This is a genomic window from Pseudomonas sp. NFACC14 (genome assembly GCF_900106885.1).
Taxonomy (GTDB): Bacteria; Pseudomonadota; Gammaproteobacteria; order Pseudomonadales; family Pseudomonadaceae; genus Aquipseudomonas; species Aquipseudomonas fluorescens_AA.
Genome location: NZ_FNOA01000001.1, coordinates 274,005 through 289,983, shown reverse-complemented (window position 1 = coordinate 289,983; position 15,979 = coordinate 274,005). Strand labels below are relative to the sequence as shown.

Sequence of the window (15,979 nt, the reverse complement as noted above, 5' to 3'; positions counted from 1 at the left end):
GTCCCAGTCCTCGTCATCCATGTCGTCCTCGATCACCTGGGCCTTATGGCCGCGCAGGTAATTCTCCAGGGGATCGATAGGATTCATGTGGGCTGGGTCGCAGGGAGGAGGGCGAAAGGGGAGCGCCGCGTATCCGGTTCGCGCTGATCCTACACCAAGGTCCAGAGGTTGCTAAGGGGTGAAATGTGGACTGCGTCAACTGCCAGGCAAGTGTTTGGGTCTATGCTTACCTTGCCCCTCTTGAATCAGGCCCACCCATGCACGAACACCGAACGGTCCACAAGGAGTACGCGTGAGACATTCGATATCGGCTGCAGCGCTGCTTTGTCTCTTGCTCGGCACGGTTGCCAGGGCCGAGCAGTATCAGATCGTCACCGAAGAATGGGCACCGTACAACTACCAGGAAAACAACCGGCTCACCGGCATGACCACCGAGATCGTCCGGGCCATCATGGCACTGACCGGGGATGACTTCGAGGTGTTGCTGCAACCCAGCATGCGTGCCACCCAAATACTCAAGCACCGCCCCAAGACCATCATGTACTCCCTGTTTCGCACGCCGGAACGCGAGTCGTTGTACAAATGGGTCGGGCCTATCGTGGAAGAGTCCATCCACCCCTATCAACTGGCCAAGGCGCCGCCGGTGAATTCCCTGGAACAACTGCTGCACGCCCCGCAGATCACCACGCGACATGCCGGCCTGGTGCCGACGATGCTGTTGTCCCTGGGCTTTAACAACCTGGACAAAAGTGCCACCGAAAGCAAGCTGCTCTATCGCATGCTGCTTGCCGGACGCACCGACATCATCGTCGGCGACACCGATGCAGGCGTGGCCTACTACAGCCGCCAGTTGAACATCGCACCGGGCACGCTGCGGAAAATTCCTCTCGAGCTTTATCGTTCGTCGTTGTATATCGCTTTTAGCTTGGACTCTGAAGACGAAGTGATCGCGGCGTGGACCAAGGCTTTGGAGCAGTTGCGCCGATCAGGGGAGCTGGAGCGGATTCAGCGGCGGTATGAAGGGCAGGTCGGGCCATAAAAGCGCATTCAGACGATCAGCACCACCTTACCCTGGAGACCGCCGCGTGAAGCTCGCCGATGCGCAGCCGAGGCTTCGGCCAGCGGATAGGTGCTGTCTATAACGACACGAAGGGTACCGTTATCGAGCAGGCGTCCGGCCTCCGCCAATTGCGCGCCATTGGAACGCACCTGTGTCGAGGACACCGTGATCGCGCAATGGGCTGCTTCATCATGCCCCGAGAAGCCCAGGGGGTTGACCAGGAAGAGCGCGCCACCCTGCTTGATGACGCTCAGAAAGCGTTCCATGTTCGGGCCGCCGACAGCATCGATCACCAGATCCACATCATGTGCGACCGTTTCGGCAGCGCCCTTGGTGTAATCGATAAACTCATCCGCTCCCAGGCTGCGAAGCAGCGCCTCGTGCTTGCCGGAAGCGACCGCGATCACGCGCGCACCTTTCCATTTGGCAACCTGAACCGCCAGATGCCCCACGCCACCTCCAGCGCCATTCACCAGGACTGTCCTGCCTTCGAGCGGGACGGGGGTATGTGGAAACGACTGGAAGGGGTTCGGCAAGTCATGGCCGGGATCAATCAGAAACTGCCACACAGTGAGCAGCGACATCGGCACACCCGCAGCCTGGACATGATCGATACCCTTGGGTTTGAAGGCCAGTTCGGATTCAGGGACGCAGACATATTCGGCATAGGCGCCGCTGCCTTTCATGAGATCTTCCGGGAAACGCACCATTGCGAACACTTCGTCACCAACGCTGATCCCGCCAACCTCGTCGCCGACCGCGGCAACGACGCCGGATACATCGGTGCCCAGGATCAGCGGAAAGGTTGGATGGGGTTGCCACTCAGGCGGTAGCGCCCGATAGCCGTCACGCAGGTAGAGGTCTGGTGGGTTGAGGCTTGCCGCATGGATGCGGACCAGTACTTCGCCGGCTTTCGCCATGGGCCGAGGCGCATCTTCGTAATGCAATACGTCCGGGCCACCGAATTCGTGCAGCCGCACCGCTTTCATCATCTCGTTCATCACAATAACCTCACTCAGAGATTTAGCCTGGATGACCAATGTAGGATGATTCTGCAGGATTGATAATGGTGCCTGGTTTCGTTTTAATCATGCCATGAAGGAACAAATTGGTTTCGAGAGCCTGACTGGCTTAATCGCATTCGCCCGCGCGGGCTCCTTGGGCAGCTATACAGCCGCAGCCCGGTCTCTGTCTGTTTCTCCCTCTGCGATCAGCAAAAGCATCCAGCGGCTGGAACGTCATTTCGGCTTTTCCCTTTTTACCCGTACGACACGCTCGCTGAGTTTCACCGCCGAAGGTCGCGAACTGCATGAGCGTGTGTTGCAGCTGTTGCGCCATGCCGAAGAGATCGAACAGGTGGCGAAGTCAGCACGTTCCGAACCCGCAGGCACCTTGCGAATAGCGACATCCCTGCCGATCGGTCTGCACATGATCGCTCCCGTCATTACGGCGTTCCGCAAGCTCCACCCAAAGGTAATGATCGACTTGCGGCTGAGCGACCACATCGTGGACCTGGTCGAAGAGAGCATCGATCTTGCAGTCCGGATCGGCGATCTCCCGGATTCGTCCCTGCTGTCGCACCGACTCTCGCCGTACAGGCTCTGCTGCTATGCGTCGCCCGATTATTTGGCCAGGTGCGGTACCCCCCGGCATCCCGATGAGCTGGTGGGGCACGAAACGGTCAACCTGCGCTATCAAAACACAGGGCAGGTGTTTCGCTGGCCGTTCCGAATGGCGGGCAAGGAGATTGAGATATTGCCGTCGTCTCCTATCGTCGTTGACGCAAGCGAAGCCGTCATCGCGACGATTGCGGCGGGCGCAGGCATCGGAATGGCCGCGAGTTTCATGGCTGCCCCCTGGGTGAGGCGCCAAGAGTTGATCCCGATCCTGTCCGATTTTGCCGTGGACCGACACAACGTCACGGCCATATGGCCCGAGAGTCGGCGCACCAACCCGGCCGTACGTGCCTTTCTCGACAGGTTGATCGAGCTGCTTTGAATGAGGGGGGCGTCGTTTTCCAGCAGGGTTACCCGAATGCCGTAGCGATAGCCCACGATCAACATGCGAATCATCAGTTCAAGATCAGCCCTCGCCGCTCCGGGCTTGTGGCACGCCGAGAGCGACGACTACTTCGTCTATGAAGCGCCTGACCTTTGCCGAGGGACGACGGTCGGCTGGGTATATCAGGTTCACGGGGTAGGTAGGTCCTTCGAAGTCTTCGAAGAGTACGACCAGCTCCCCACGTTGCACGTAGGGCGCAAGCACGTCCTCTACACAGAGCGTGATGCCGAAATCCGACAACGCTGCGTTTACCTTGGCCAGGGTGTTATTGACTTTCAGTCGGCTCGCAATGGGAATCGCAAATGTCTGCCTGTTTTTCGTAAACCGCCAAAGCTTGTCCGTCATTCGATCAGAAAACAGATACCCCAGACAGTCATGGTCCACGAGTTGCTGGGGGTGGAGCGGGGTCCCTTTGCGCGACAGGTAACCTGGAGAGGCGCAGGCAAACATCCTGAAAGGTTTCAAACCGCGTTGTACCAACGCGGCACTGTCGGCTAATCGCGGTTTTCCTAGCCGGAAAACCACTTCGTATCCCTCCTCCACGATATTCACAAACCTGTCTGTCAATTCCAATTCAATTTCGGTTTCTGGATAGCGCGTCAGATATTGGGTAAGGAACGGGATTAATCGATGGGAGCCGTAATTATAAGGGGCGCTGATCCTTATCTTTCCGCGCGGTGTTGAGTTCGCTGAAAGTGCCAGCGCTTCGGCGTCTTCAACGTCGCTCAGGATGGCCTTGCAGCGCAGATAATATTCTTTTCCCAAGGCGGTCAGGCTTTGTCGGCGAGTGGTTCGGGTGATCAGTTTGAGGCCTAGCTGCGATTCCAGGTTGCCGACCTGTTTGGCAATCTGTTGCGGGGTTACGCCCAATACAGCCGCCGCTGCCGAAAAAGAACTTGATTCGGCGGCCGCAACGAAAGCCGCCATGCTTTTCAGCTTATCCATATCTACAACCTTTGGTTGTCAATGTTGCGCTATATCGAACGTTTATCTTGGAAATCTTCCCGCTTAACATGCCCCCAGGTCAATCAAAGGTAGCGCCTTGCGCTTTATAGGTCGGAGAGCTGGAATGGTGAACATATCGCATGAAACGACAGAGGCTGCGGAGCGTCGACTGTTACGCGTGACAACCCAAGCGCGCGTCCGGTTCTTTAGCGGCACGTATGCGTTTTTAGAGTTTCCGTTGTCATCTTTTCCAAACGCAGTACGTCCTGACGCGCTGGCGCTCGTTCGGGATGACAACGTATGGAGTCAACTGGTCCCTTGCGATGCCGTCGACCAGGAGCTATTCGGTGTCTTCCGCTTCCATTTTCCAGAGGGTGCAGACAACAGTGGGTTTGTAGGGTGGTTGGCGACTCGACTGAAACAGCGCTTTGGAACGGGTGTTTTCGTCACTTGCGGCCAACATCGAGATGACGGGGGAATATTTGACTATTGGGGCGTACCGGCCACGTTGGCCTCGGATGTCTTCAGGGAGATCCAGGCTCTGGTTGATGGGCCCTTGATCGTTGCATCGCAACGCGACCTCATGCCTTGATATCAGACTTCGCTCCGGGCAAGGAATGGCTTCAGTGCGGCCAACACTTGCGCTGGAGTGTCTTCTGGCTGCAAATGCCCACCGCCGATGGAGGTACCACTGACGTCGGTTGCCCAACGTCGCCAGATATCGGCGGGCGTAGGTCGGCCATTCGTGTGTTCTGCGTCGGGCCACAGAACCAGTACTGGACAATGTATTTTCCGACCCGCTGCGAAGTCAGCGGCGTCCTGTACCAGGTCTTCATCCATCGCTGCTCGATAATCTTCAAGTATGGCGTGACGCACCGAGGTTCTTCGGAATGCTGCTCTATAGGCCTCCATTGCCGTCGCCTCAATAAAGTCTCGCCCCTCTGTCATTTGCGCCAAAGCAGCATCGATGAAAGCGTCCGGGTCCGCTGCAAGTAAGCGCTCCGGCAGATCGGCCTTCTGAGCAAATAAAAACCAGTGGAAAGCCTTGGTTGCGGCGCGGAAGTCCATGGAGGCCATCGCGTCCAGAGTGGGCACCACGGTAAGGGAGGCGAAGGCAGTGACTGAGTCGGGATGGTCCAGCACCAAGCGATACCCAGCCCGTGCTCCCCGATCATGGCCAACCACTGCGAATCGCCTGTAGCCCAGCGCGTCCATAAGAGCTACCAGCGCATCACCGACACGCCGCTTTGTCCATCTTGGGGTCGTCTCCAGAGGCTGACTCGAGCCATACCCCGGAAGGTCCGGGATAATCACCGTATGATTCTTCGCTAACTCAGGTGCAATCCGCCTCCAAGCGATATGAGTCTGCGGGTAGCCGTGAAGCAGCAGCACCGGCAGGCCTTCGCCACCAATGGCGCCAGCGAATTGCACACCACCGGCCATTACCTCGAGAGGCCGGAATCCAGGAAAGAACGGTGCAGATGTGGTGCCCGGAAGATCAGTCATCAGTCACCTCGCTATACCCGTTGTCGCGCTGGTAGCCGACTCCATGAACTTCGCCAGATCTTGATTGAATCGTGGCGCTTCTTCCAGGAATGGGGCATGACCCGAATTTTCATAAATCTTCGTTTGGATGTGAGCATTCAGCTGTTTGGCGCGGGCGATGCTGGGTTGAACTTGGACGAGCTCATCCTTTGCGCCATACAGCATCAGGACAGGTACACGCGCTTTCGGCAAACCCTCTGCGATAGAGACAGTCATTGAAGGGGTGGCGCGAGTCATCGTCCAGGAAGCCATCGAGGCATTGGATAACAGCAGTTCGAATATCGATCCATCTGGCTGGGTGTGGAAGCAGAGTGCAAGGAAAGTACGTATAGCGTTCAAGTGGGTCTTCAGATCGTCAGACGCCAGGCCGCTATACACATCGGGATGGGATGTAATCAGCGCAGCGTTGAGTTCGATTACACCGTCGACATACATGACGCCACCGAGGTCAGCGTCACCATAAGTGGCAAGGTAGTTGGATATGACCACGCCACCCAACGACCAGCCGACCAATACCGGATAGTCGCTGCCCGTTGCCTTGATCACCGCTGCCAAGTCATCGGCATACCGGCGCCCGTCGGTGTATGCATCCGCGTTTGTGGGCATACCGGAAAGACCATGGCCGCGCAGGTCATAGGTGACCATCCGGTAGCGTTGCAGCGCGGGGCTACTCGTCTGCCTTTCCCAATTGAGCCGACTCCCGAGCAAGCCATGAATGAAGATAATGGTGGGACCGTCGGGGTTTCCTGACTCTTGTACCGCGAGCTTGACTCCATCCGGTGCCGTCACTGTGTAGCGCTTGTCTGCCGCCATGCTCATTGACGAGAGGCCAGCTAACAAAACGACAAGCCAGGCGCCACGTAATAGCCGGGTGAGGAGAGGGTGATTCATGGGATTGCTTCCAGACTCAAGGTTGATGAGGAGAGTCTAGAGCGCGGGTTCAGGACGGTCTATGATCCAGGGTGCGGACATGTTGATCATTCGTCCAGACTCCAAGGTTCCCTCTATGCAAACCAATTCCAGTGAGCTGATCAGCGAATTGCTAATGGGCATGCGCCTTTTCGGTGTTCAATTTCGCAGAATAGAAATTCCCAAGCCCCTGGGGGTTGGCTTCAGCAACGAAACAGGACGAGCACAGTTTCATTTCGTCGGACGTGGGCCCGTCTGGCTGCGCAGCCCCGGCGCAGATCTGTATAGGCTTGATACCGGGGATGCCGTGCTCATCCCCCGTGGAGGGTCCCATGGGGTGTTGTCCACCGAAGACACGCTTGTTTCAGATGTAAGGCCGTTTGCCTTGGACGCTGTCATCGAGGGTAAACGCCGCGAGCAGGGCATTTGCGATGAAATGGGTACGCAGGAAGATGCGGTTATCTTCAGTTGCTGCATGGAACTGGAGCTTGGCGGGATGCAGCCTCTCGTTTCTGCGATGCCGGAGGTTCTGCTGGTGAGCACGCTCCTGGACACATCACCCGAAATCCGCCCCATGCTTGAGGCAATGGAGCGGGAATCGCTCACATTACACCCGGGGCACATTGGCATTTTGGCGCGCCTCGCCGAAGTGGTCGCCGCGCTCATCGTACGAAGTTGGGTGGCAGGCGGATGCGGTAGCGCCACCGGATGGTTAAGCGCGTTAAGGGATCCCCGACTGAGCAGGGCTATCGTCATGATGCACAAGCATCCCGGTAAAAATTGGACGGTGGCGTCGCTTGCGAACGAAGCCAATCAGTCTCGCTCGGTGTTTGCGCAACGCTTTCTTCTGGCGACAGGCGTTTCTCCGCTTCGATACCTGACAGATTTGAGAATGCGTTTGGCTTTTCTAAGTCTGAGCCGAGAGCATCAACCTGTCGAAATCGTCGCCAGCCAATTGGGGTACGGCTCATTGGCCGCCTTTAGCCGGGCTTTCAAACGTTCAGTGGGCTTGTCCCCGAGTGCGGTCCGGGCCGCGAACACCCTGGCTGACCAGACAATGCGCACAATTGCAGGTTGATCTTCATGGCCCTGCGAGCAGTCAAGGCGCCCTCGGCATGACGGTCCCGCTTTGCCTCCCTGGCTGACGCTATCTTCCAGTTGAGGGCGTCGTTCCTTTTTTGACTGAAAGAGGTCCGTCCCCAGCGCATCGACACCCTGGGCTGCGAGGACGAGATCCGCTGCCCGCGTGCCCAGACCATCACGTTGATGCTGGAGCCACCTCCAAGTCCCTTGCCCATGTTCAAGGAAAGACGACGCCCGTTGAGGTGCGGATTGGGTTGTCCTGCGAATGCCCAGTCGCGCTCTGAACCGAGGTTCAGCGGCCACTGCGCCGGCTCTGCAACTTCAGGGCCGGCGTATTCGTTGCCTGCTTCAATCAACAACACGCGTGCGTTGTCCTGTTGGGCAAGGCGGGCCGCAACCACGCAACCCGCCGTACCCGCACCACACACGATGAAGTCGTAGTTCCGATCACGCCGATGATTCATGCGTCCGTCCATATCGATGCAGCGGTTGGGTTCAGGGTTATCAGGGGGCCGCAGCGGTCACTGCTCGCCGACGCTTTTCACGGCCTCCAGAATCACCTTGGCCACTTCGGCCGGCTGCGACTGCTGGGGCACGTGGCTGGTGTGCACCTGCGCCAGGGTGGCGCCGATACGCTTGGCGGCGGAACGCTGGACATCGGGATGGATCATCCGGTCCTCGGTGGCGAGCAGATACCAGGACGGTTTGGTCTTCCAGGCGGAGACGGTCGTTTTGTCCTCGAACGCGGAGGCCTTGATGGGGCCTTGCGTCGCGGTCATCACGGCGGTCTGCGCCGCTGGAAGATCCTGGGCGAAGTCCTTGGCCATGCCTTCCGGGGTCAAGTAGAGGAAACCGTTGCCGTCAGCCTTGATCTGACTGATGCCCGGGGGCGTGGGCGCGCCTTTGCCTTGTTCGCCGCTGGTTTGACCGGCATCGGGAGCGAAGGCGGCGACATACACCAGGGCGCGGACTTTCTTGTCGTTGCCGGCCTGGGTAATCACGGTACCGCCCCAGGAATGACCGACCAGCACGACCGGCCCCGTCTGATTGTCCAGCGTTCTTTGCGTGGCAGCGACATCGTCGGCAAGCGAGGTGAGCGGGTTTTGCACGACCGAAACGGCAACCCCCTTGGCCTGCAGAAGCGGCACGACCTTGGCCCAATCGGAGCCATCGGCGAATGCGCCGTGTACGATGACCACCGAAGGCGTTGTATCTTGGGCCTGGCTGATACCGGCGGCCAATGTGCTTGCAAGGGCGAAGGCGAGGGTGACGGCTTTTGATCTGAATGTTTTCATGGGATGAACTCCTGTGTGGGAGTTCAATTCTGCTGACTGGCCTGCTTCGTGGGCATCGGTCATTTATCCGACCCCAAGGCATTTTCATGGAGAGTGCGTTGCAACTGGACATTTCATTGAGCGCAGCGCTGCAGGCGATCGGCCAGGTCGGGGACCTCAGCATGGGCCAGCCACTCGGGCATTCGCGACGCGTTGCCGCACTGGCGCGCAGTCTGGCGCAGGCCTCACACGGCGATGGCGAGCACCTGAGGGTGGCGGAGCAGGTCGCCTTGCTGCGCTGGTCTGGCTGCACCGCCAACGCCGAAGGGTTTGCGGATCTGCTCGGCGATGACGTCGATGGCCGCCGTGCGATGCTCGACCTGACCCTGAGCAAAGAGGCCATGAACGCGGTGCATCAGGCGACCCCGCTGGCCGTCGTGCACTGCGAGGTCTCTGGCCAAGTCGCGGAAACCCTCGAACTGGGGGCCGCTGTCGAGGCAGGCTTGTGCCGCGTATTCGAAACCTACGACGGGACTGGCCGGCCGCTGGGCCTGACCCATGAGCACATTCCGGAGGTCGCCTATCAGGTGGTGCTTGCCGGTGATCTGGACATTCTCAGTCGAGCACATGGCTTGGACGCGGCGCTGCGCTGGATCCGCGACCAGTCGGATCGGCGCTATCCCGCTGGCCTCGCGTCGTTGCTCATGGATAACGCCAGGGCGTGGCTGGCCGACCTGGATGGCCGTTCTCAAAACCCGGTCCATGGGGAGACCGAACGCTCCGTCTCACTGACATTGGTGGGGGACGTGATTGACTTGAAGCTACCCTGGCTGGCGGGGCATTCGCGGCGGGTGGCGCATGTCGCCATGGAGGCTGCACGCTTGTGGGGGCTAGGTGAACCCACCCTGACAGCGCTCGGAAAGGCGGCGCTCGTCTACGGTCTGGGTCGGGCAGCCGTTTCCAACCAGCTCTGGAACACCGCCGGGGCGCTTCCTTATAGCGCCGCGGAGCGCGTGCACCTGGTTCCCTACTGGACGCAACAGGCGCTCAGGCCTATCAGTGAACTGGCCGTGCCTGCGGAGATTGCCGCCCATGCCTACGAACGGCTCGACGGCAGTGGCTACTTTCGAGGTGTGATGGGGGATGCCCTGTGTGCCGAGCATCGACTGTTCGCCACTTCCGTAGCCTGGGTCGCACTCAGGGAAGCCAGGCCATGGAGGGCGGCCCACGGCGAATCGGAGGCGGCCAGACTGCTGGAGCAGGAGGCCGCCAGTGGTTTGTTCGACAAGGCTGTATGCGAAGCGGTTATCGCCGCTGCACGTGGCGAGCGTCTGACTCATCAGCCCAAGAGTTCGTTACTCACCGCACGGGAGTGTCATGTACTCCTGGAAATCAGCCGTGGCGCCAGTAACAAGCAGGTGGCGCGACTGCTGGACATCAGTCCGAGCACCGTTCGCACACACATGGAAAGCATATTTCGCAAACTGGAATGCTCGACCCGAGCTGCCGCGACCCTGAAGGCATTGACGCTGGGCTTGATCTCCTGATGCCAAGGCGCGGCAGATCGATCATTCTTGGACGGACGGATTGGCGCGGGCCAGGGCGATGAATGCCTTGACCGCGGCAGAGGGGTTGCGGCGGTTCGGGTAGTACAGGCAAAGCTTGTCCCTGGGCGGTGTCCAATCTTCCAACACTCGCTCGAACTGGCCGGCCTCGATTTCATCCTGAACGTCCTGCTCCATGAAAAAGCCGAGCCCCATGCTTTCCTGCACCACTGCCTTGACGACGCTCGGCTCATCGAGCGTGAGCGGGCCGCTCACATCGAGCCTGGTCACTTGCCCATCGCGCTCGAAATGCCAAGGAAAAATCGCCCCATTCGGCAAACGAACACGCAGGCACCGATGGTTGAGCAGATCAGGCGGCGTCCGTGGCCTGCCGTATTGCTCGAAGTACGCCGGTGTACCGACCACGGCATACCGTTGCGGCAGGCCGAGGGGGATCACGATCATATCGCTCGGTACGAGGCTCGCGGAACGGACGCCGAAATCGAAGCCGTCAGCGACGATATCCACCAGGCGGCCTTCGGTGACAAGGTCGATGTGTACCTTCGGATGATGCCGCAGGAATTCCATCATCAACGGCAGCAGTGCTGCTCGAGCAGCGCTGGCGAACGCATTGATGCGCAGCGTGCCCGAAGGACCGGCATTGTGAGATCGCACCGAGTCGAGCGCAGTACGCAAATCCTGCAGGGCCGGCCCCACCTGCTCCAGAAAGATCCTGCCCGCTTCGGTGACGGCCACGCTACGCGTCGTACGATTGAACAACCGCGTTTCGAGGCTCGCTTCCAGCTTGGCGATGGTGCTGCTTAACGCGGTGGTCGAGACATTGAGATCGATGGCGGCTTGTCGGAACGAAGCCCTGCGGGCAACCGCTAGGACAGCGTCCAGCTCGCTCAGGCCTAGACGAGTATCTGACATGAATTATCCTGGATTTTGGGATAGGCCATAAAGTTTATCCCAGTTGAGCAAACTATCGGTCAGGTAGCAAGATCGCTCCCAGCAATCCATCCAGGAGACCGGCCAATGAGCCTTCAGCTTCCCGACGTCGTTGAGACGTACTTCAATATCAGCAATGGCGGCGACGTATCACAGCTTGCGAGCTGCTTCTGCCCACAGGCCACGGTGTTCGATGAAAACCAGACGCATGAGGGCATTCTGAGTCACGTCTTCACTCTGGAGGGCGATCGAATAGGTGCTCTGGAGATCACGCCATGCTGAACCTTGGCTTGAGTGGTAAGCGAGTCCTCGTCACCGGAGGCACCAAAGGCGTCGGGAAGGCCGTAGTCGAGCTGTTCCTGGCGGAGGGCGCGCAGGTGCTTACCTCCGCTCGGAAGGCAAGCGGTACGCTGCCGGATAACCTCTTGGTCCAGGCCGATCTTTCGACCCGGGAAGGCTGTGATGCGGTCGTCGCCGCGACCAGGCAGCGATTGGGCAGTGTGGACATCATCGTCCACGTCCTGGGTGGTTCCTCGGCACCCGGCGGCGGCTTCGCGGCACTGGACGAAGAGCAGTGGCAACGTGAGCTCAATCTGAATCTGTTTCCGGCCGTGCGCCTGGATCGCGCCTTGCTACCGGATATGCTGGAGCGAAAGGAAGGGGTCATCCTCCACGTGACCTCCATCCAGAGTCGGCTGCCGCTGCCGGAAGCTACGACAGCCTACGCAGCGGCCAAGGCTGCGCTTTCGACTTACAGCAAGAGCCTGTCGAAAGAGGTTTCGCCCAAGGGCGTCCGTGTTGTCCGGGTTTCGCCGGGCTGGGTGGAAACCGAAGCCTCGGTCGCCTTGGCCGAGCGACTCGCGCAGGAAGCCGGTACTGACTATCAAGGCGGCAAGCAGATCATCATGCAAGCCCTGGGAGGCATCCCGCTCGGGCGCCCCTCGACCCCATCAGAGGTGGCCGACCTGATTGGCTTTCTGGCTTCGCCGCGAGCTTCATCTATCACGGGAAGTGAGTTTGTGATCGATGGCGGAACGGTGCCGACGGCCTAGTCGGTTGTTTCGGCCGAGACATTACGATGCATCCCGGTGCTGAGCGAGGACGCAGGAACCAGTCAAAGTGTTTTGTTATCAACGGGCTCACGATAAAGACAATGAGGCTTACGGTGATCGGTGTTAGAACCAGTGTTCGATGCCACACAGCCCAGTCTTCGGCCAGTGGATTCAATACGTAGAGCAGGAGCGTCACGATGGGGTAAACAAATACAGTCATGACGATTGCCATTCTGATTCTGGAAGGTCTGATCGGAGCGAAGACGGGGCCGTCGCTTGTCTCCAGTCTCTTTGAGTCGCGGTTCATGGCTTTGGGCGTGTTCAAATCACTGGCCTCTCAGTAGTCGGCGCTCGGCCGCTGGCGAAACTTCTTGTACCAGGCGTCAAGGCGCGGATGTGCGGAGCCGAAGGGGTGGTCGAATCTCTCCCGGCATGTTTGAAAAATTGAAAATACCGTGCAATCCACGATCGAAGGCCTGTCTCCTGCCAGGAACTCGTTATCTCCGATCGTCGTCTCCAGGACATCCAGTATTTCGGTGACGTAGCCAAAGAGCTTTTCAGCGACTTCCGGTGACGGGGACGGCTCCTTGGCAGGAAAGGATTGGGTCACGTTCCACAGCCAAAGTTGAGATCGGACTACCAGATCGGTGCCCAGGCGTTCAAGCGACCGTATCTTTGATCGAGAAATGGCGTCCGTCCCAATCATTGGCGTGTCGGGATACAGCTCCTCCAGATACTCGACGATGGCGGCGGAGTCGGTGATCGGCACACCCTCATCCGTGAGAAGTGTCGGGGCTCGTCCGCTGGGGTTGATTGCGAGGTATTCGCGCGACTTGTGCTCTGCGCTGGCGTAATCAAGTTCATATCGCGGAACGTCAATTCCCTTTTCGCTCAGGTAGATGATAACGCGCCGCGGATTCGTGCCTTTTTGAAATTGGTAGAGAAGCATACGATCCAACCTCCCGAGTTTGGCATTTCGATCACTTCGTGTCCCAGAGATTACCCGCAATATATCCTGTTACAATGGGGCATTTATGCTGTTACTAAAGTGATGCTTTACGAGGTGTGAAGTGACATCTGATCGATTAACGCGCGTGCCGGCCAGACAGGCGCTTGCGGACTTCATCCGCCAATGTCGCGAGCGTACTTCTCCAGAATCGCTTGGCCTGCCACAGGGGCGCCGTCGTCGAACCAAGGGCCTGCGTCGTGAAGAAGTCGCCGCGTTGGCGGGTGTCGGCTTGACCTGGTACACCTGGTTCGAGCAGGGACGCGACATCGCGGTATCGGACGACTTCCTCCAGCGATTGGTGCGAGGGCTTCGGCTCGACCGAGCCGAACGGGAGCACCTTTTTGCACTGGCTGGCCGTGAGACATTTGCGGAGGGGGCTGAAAGTGCCGAGCTTCCTCAGTCGCTCGTAAGGATGATCAATGCTCTCGATCAAGCTGCCTACATAATGGACAGCTCTTGGGACGTACTGGCCCATAACGAAGCGGCAAGGCTCCTGTTTGAAGACTTCGCATTGCCGCGACCGAACATGATCCGCATCGTTTTCTTTTCCGACCACTACCGACGGAAGATTCAAGACTGGCAGTTCGCCGCGAGGCTTGTCCTGCTCAAGGCGCGCCACGACTATCTGACGGGAGGGAAGAGCCCGATTCTAAAGTCCATCCTCAACGAGGTTCTTCAAGCCGTCCCGCAAACGATGCAATGGTGGGATGATCCCGAAATCCTCCCCATCGGCGATACGGACATTACGCTGCGTGATGCACAGGGCCGCTGGCGAAGCTATCGCATCAATATCCTTGTCTCCAAGGACAGGCCCGGACTTCGCATCGCCTTCTACGATGAAAAAGTAGCCTAGAGCGGAATGTACCGAACGGATCTCGGGAATGGCCGGGTTGGCGTTTTTACCCCCATTAAAGGGGGAGGAAATGCCGCAAGCCCTCAGTAATTGAAAGTCATTATCATTTGATATATTCTCGCGACTCCTTCTCGCTTGAGTCGCTTGCGTGTCCAGGCCATCCGATCCTCATTCCACCGACGGCCAGTTCGAGAGCCATTCGAGTGAACTGCTGCGCTTCCTCACACGGCAGGTGAAGTGCGCAGAACTGGCGGCCGACCTGCGCCAGGAGACGTGGTTGCGCTTTCGCCGACGCGAGTCCGGGCAAGAGATCGGCAATCTTCGTGCGTTCCTCTATCGCATCGCACGCAACCTGATCATCGACTACCGCCGTCAGCAAAAATCCCGCCCCGTCGAGGAGGAGATATCCATCGAATTGGTCAGTGCCCAGCCGGGTCCGGAGCGAGCGGCAAGCGACGCCCAGCGCCTGGAGCGACTGCAGCGCGTGGTCCAGGATTTGCCACCGCACCTGCGCCAGGCGTTGTTGTGGAATCGCCTGGACGGGCTGACCCAGCGTGAGATCGGCGAGCGCCTGGGTGTCTCGGAAAGCATGGCCGGACGCTATATCCTGAAGGCCCTCGAACACTGCCAGCAGCAGATGGACCCGCAGCCGTGACTCATCCTTCGCTTCTCGATCAGGCCCGGCAATGGCAGGTGCTGCTGCATTCTGGCCGCGCCACCGCTGCCGATCGCGCTGCTGCGCAGGCCTGGCGCCAGGCGGCGCCCGAACACGAGCAGGCGTTGCGTGAGGTGGAAGGGCTGTGGTCGTTGCTCGGCCAGATAGAACGTCCGGCCGAGCAGCCTCAGGTGCGCGTGCTGCGTCGTCGACAGTGGACGGCTCCACTGGCCTGCGCCGCGATGCTGTTGCTCGCCCTGTGGCTACCGCGCGGCACCTGGATTGGCTTGTATGCCGATATCAGCACCCAGCCGGGGGAGGTGCGCGAGGTGCGTCTGGCCGATGGTTCGTTGTTGACCCTCAACGGCGATTCGGCGCTGGACTGGCAGTTTGTCGACGGTCGCCGCGAGGTCAGGCTGTACCGCGGCGAGGCGGATTTCCAGGTCGCCCATGACCCGGCCCGGCCGTTCATTGTCAGGGCCGGCGAGGCGCGCATTCGCGTCACCGGCACGCGCTTCGATGTGCGTCTGGAGGAGGGCGGTGTCGACCTCGCGGTAAGCGAGGGCCGCGTGTTGGCTTCCAGCGAGGGGCGCGAACCGCTGCCGGTGGTCGGCGGGCAGCAGGTGCAGTGGCGCGGCGGGGCGCTGCAGGCGCCGCAGGCATTGGATGGGCGCCAGCGCTTGGGCTGGCAGCGCGGCAAGCTGGTGTTCCGCGACCGGCCGCTGGAGCAAGTGTTCGCCGAGCTTGAGCGCAGCCAGTCTGCGCGGGTGCTGTTTGTCGACGAAGCCGCTCGCCGGCTACAGGTGACCGGCGTGTTCGCCCTTGACGACCCACAGGCGGTGTTGAGTGCTGTGGAAACCACCTTGCCTGTGCGTCTGGTGCGCCTGCCGGGGTTGATCCTGGTCACATCGCGCCGCTGAGACCCGCGCCTGTCCCTTCAAAAAAAGAAAATATTTAGGCGGCGATGGTTCAGAAATCATCGCCGCCTTCGTCTTCCGTTCCTGCAAATGCGACTTCTTCGTATTGATAGCCAAGGAC

Annotated in this window: 18 protein-coding genes; 10 read left to right on the top strand and 8 right to left on the bottom strand. The window is 59.4% G+C overall.

The window, feature by feature from the left end; genetic code table 11:
- The first annotated feature begins 292 nt into the window (after positions 1-292).
- Positions 293-1,039, top strand: coding sequence for a substrate-binding periplasmic protein (locus tag BLU85_RS01405; protein ID WP_092196830.1), 747 nt, complete (start codon positions 293-295; stop codon positions 1,037-1,039).
- Positions 1,040-1,047: 8 nt separating this feature from the next.
- On the opposite strand, the gene BLU85_RS01400 is transcribed toward BLU85_RS01405, so the two are convergent.
- A complete protein-coding gene (locus tag BLU85_RS01400; RefSeq protein WP_092196827.1) occupies positions 1,048-2,061 on the bottom strand; it encodes an NADP-dependent oxidoreductase in 1,014 nt (337 codons plus the stop codon).
- A gap of 94 nt (positions 2,062-2,155) precedes the next feature.
- On the opposite strand from BLU85_RS01400, the gene BLU85_RS01395 reads away from it, so the two are divergent.
- Positions 2,156-3,058, top strand: a complete 903-nt coding sequence (locus tag BLU85_RS01395) for a LysR family transcriptional regulator (RefSeq protein ID WP_092196824.1) — start codon at positions 2,156-2,158, stop codon at positions 3,056-3,058.
- 84 nt (positions 3,059-3,142) lie between these two features.
- Here BLU85_RS01395 and BLU85_RS01390 read toward each other — a convergent pair whose 3' ends face one another.
- Positions 3,143-4,066 (bottom strand): LysR family transcriptional regulator, encoded by a 924-nt coding sequence (locus tag BLU85_RS01390; protein ID WP_092196821.1) that lies wholly within the window; start codon positions 4,064-4,066, stop codon positions 3,143-3,145.
- Between the two features lie 124 nt (positions 4,067-4,190).
- Here BLU85_RS01390 and BLU85_RS31265 point away from each other — a divergent pair, with 124 nt between their 5' ends.
- Entirely contained in the window at positions 4,191-4,658 is a 468-nt protein-coding gene (locus BLU85_RS31265) for a DUF6196 family protein (protein WP_092196818.1), read from the top strand.
- 2 nt (positions 4,659-4,660) lie between these two features.
- Here BLU85_RS31265 and BLU85_RS01380 read toward each other — a convergent pair whose 3' ends face one another.
- Positions 4,661-5,572 (bottom strand): alpha/beta fold hydrolase, encoded by a 912-nt coding sequence (locus tag BLU85_RS01380; protein ID WP_092196815.1) that lies wholly within the window; start codon positions 5,570-5,572, stop codon positions 4,661-4,663.
- 3 nt (positions 5,573-5,575) lie between these two features.
- Positions 5,576-6,502: an alpha/beta fold hydrolase gene (locus tag BLU85_RS01375; RefSeq protein ID WP_092196812.1), complete on the bottom strand. Its 927-nt coding sequence runs from the start codon at positions 6,500-6,502 to the stop codon at positions 5,576-5,578.
- 115 nt (positions 6,503-6,617) lie between these two features.
- On the opposite strand from BLU85_RS01375, the gene BLU85_RS01370 reads away from it, so the two are divergent.
- Positions 6,618-7,598: an AraC family transcriptional regulator gene (locus tag BLU85_RS01370; RefSeq protein WP_092197769.1), complete on the top strand. Its 981-nt coding sequence runs from the start codon at positions 6,618-6,620 to the stop codon at positions 7,596-7,598.
- Here BLU85_RS01370 and BLU85_RS31260 read toward each other — a convergent pair.
- Positions 7,513-8,067 (bottom strand): GMC family oxidoreductase N-terminal domain-containing protein, encoded by a 555-nt coding sequence (locus BLU85_RS31260; protein WP_256572814.1) that lies wholly within the window; start codon positions 8,065-8,067, stop codon positions 7,513-7,515. The genes BLU85_RS01370 and BLU85_RS31260 overlap by 86 nt on opposite strands.
- A gap of 57 nt (positions 8,068-8,124) precedes the next feature.
- The gene (locus BLU85_RS01360; protein WP_092196809.1) at positions 8,125-8,898 is read right to left on the bottom strand and encodes an alpha/beta hydrolase; all 774 of its coding nucleotides are present in this window, start codon (positions 8,896-8,898) and stop codon (positions 8,125-8,127) included.
- An 86-nt stretch (positions 8,899-8,984) separates the two neighbouring features.
- Between BLU85_RS01360 and BLU85_RS01355 the strand changes: the two genes are divergently transcribed.
- On the top strand, positions 8,985-10,424 hold the full coding sequence (locus BLU85_RS01355) for an HD domain-containing phosphohydrolase (protein WP_092196806.1): 1,440 nt from the start codon (positions 8,985-8,987) through the stop codon (positions 10,422-10,424).
- Between the two features lie 21 nt (positions 10,425-10,445).
- Here the strand turns inward: BLU85_RS01355 and BLU85_RS01350 are convergent, their stop codons facing one another.
- Positions 10,446-11,354 (bottom strand): LysR family transcriptional regulator, encoded by a 909-nt coding sequence (locus BLU85_RS01350; protein ID WP_092196803.1) that lies wholly within the window; start codon positions 11,352-11,354, stop codon positions 10,446-10,448.
- Positions 11,355-11,459: 105 nt separating this feature from the next.
- Here BLU85_RS01350 and BLU85_RS01345 point away from each other — a divergent pair, with 105 nt between their 5' ends.
- Both BLU85_RS01345 and BLU85_RS01340 read left to right on the top strand, forming a co-directional pair.
- Complete coding sequence (locus BLU85_RS01345) at positions 11,460-11,654, top strand: hypothetical protein (protein ID WP_092196800.1); 195 nt, start codon at positions 11,460-11,462, stop codon at positions 11,652-11,654.
- On the top strand, positions 11,648-12,424 hold the full coding sequence (locus BLU85_RS01340; RefSeq protein WP_092196795.1) for an SDR family oxidoreductase: 777 nt from the start codon (positions 11,648-11,650) through the stop codon (positions 12,422-12,424). Before BLU85_RS01345 ends, BLU85_RS01340 begins: the two co-directional genes overlap by 7 nt.
- Before the next feature lie 337 nt (positions 12,425-12,761).
- On the opposite strand, the gene BLU85_RS01330 is transcribed toward BLU85_RS01340, so the two are convergent.
- Entirely contained in the window at positions 12,762-13,373 is a 612-nt protein-coding gene (locus tag BLU85_RS01330) for a glutathione S-transferase family protein (RefSeq protein ID WP_092196792.1), read from the bottom strand.
- A gap of 121 nt (positions 13,374-13,494) precedes the next feature.
- Here BLU85_RS01330 and BLU85_RS01325 point away from each other — a divergent pair, with 121 nt between their 5' ends.
- From BLU85_RS01325 to BLU85_RS01315, 3 genes are all read left to right on the top strand, one after another.
- On the top strand, positions 13,495-14,286 hold the full coding sequence (locus BLU85_RS01325) for an MmyB family transcriptional regulator (protein ID WP_092196789.1): 792 nt from the start codon (positions 13,495-13,497) through the stop codon (positions 14,284-14,286).
- A 148-nt stretch (positions 14,287-14,434) separates the two neighbouring features.
- Positions 14,435-14,941: an RNA polymerase sigma factor gene (locus BLU85_RS01320; protein ID WP_072406686.1), complete on the top strand. Its 507-nt coding sequence runs from the start codon at positions 14,435-14,437 to the stop codon at positions 14,939-14,941.
- Complete coding sequence (locus BLU85_RS01315) at positions 14,938-15,861, top strand: FecR family protein (protein ID WP_092196786.1); 924 nt, start codon at positions 14,938-14,940, stop codon at positions 15,859-15,861. Before BLU85_RS01320 ends, BLU85_RS01315 begins: the two co-directional genes overlap by 4 nt.
- Positions 15,862-15,979: the final 118 nt, after the last annotated feature.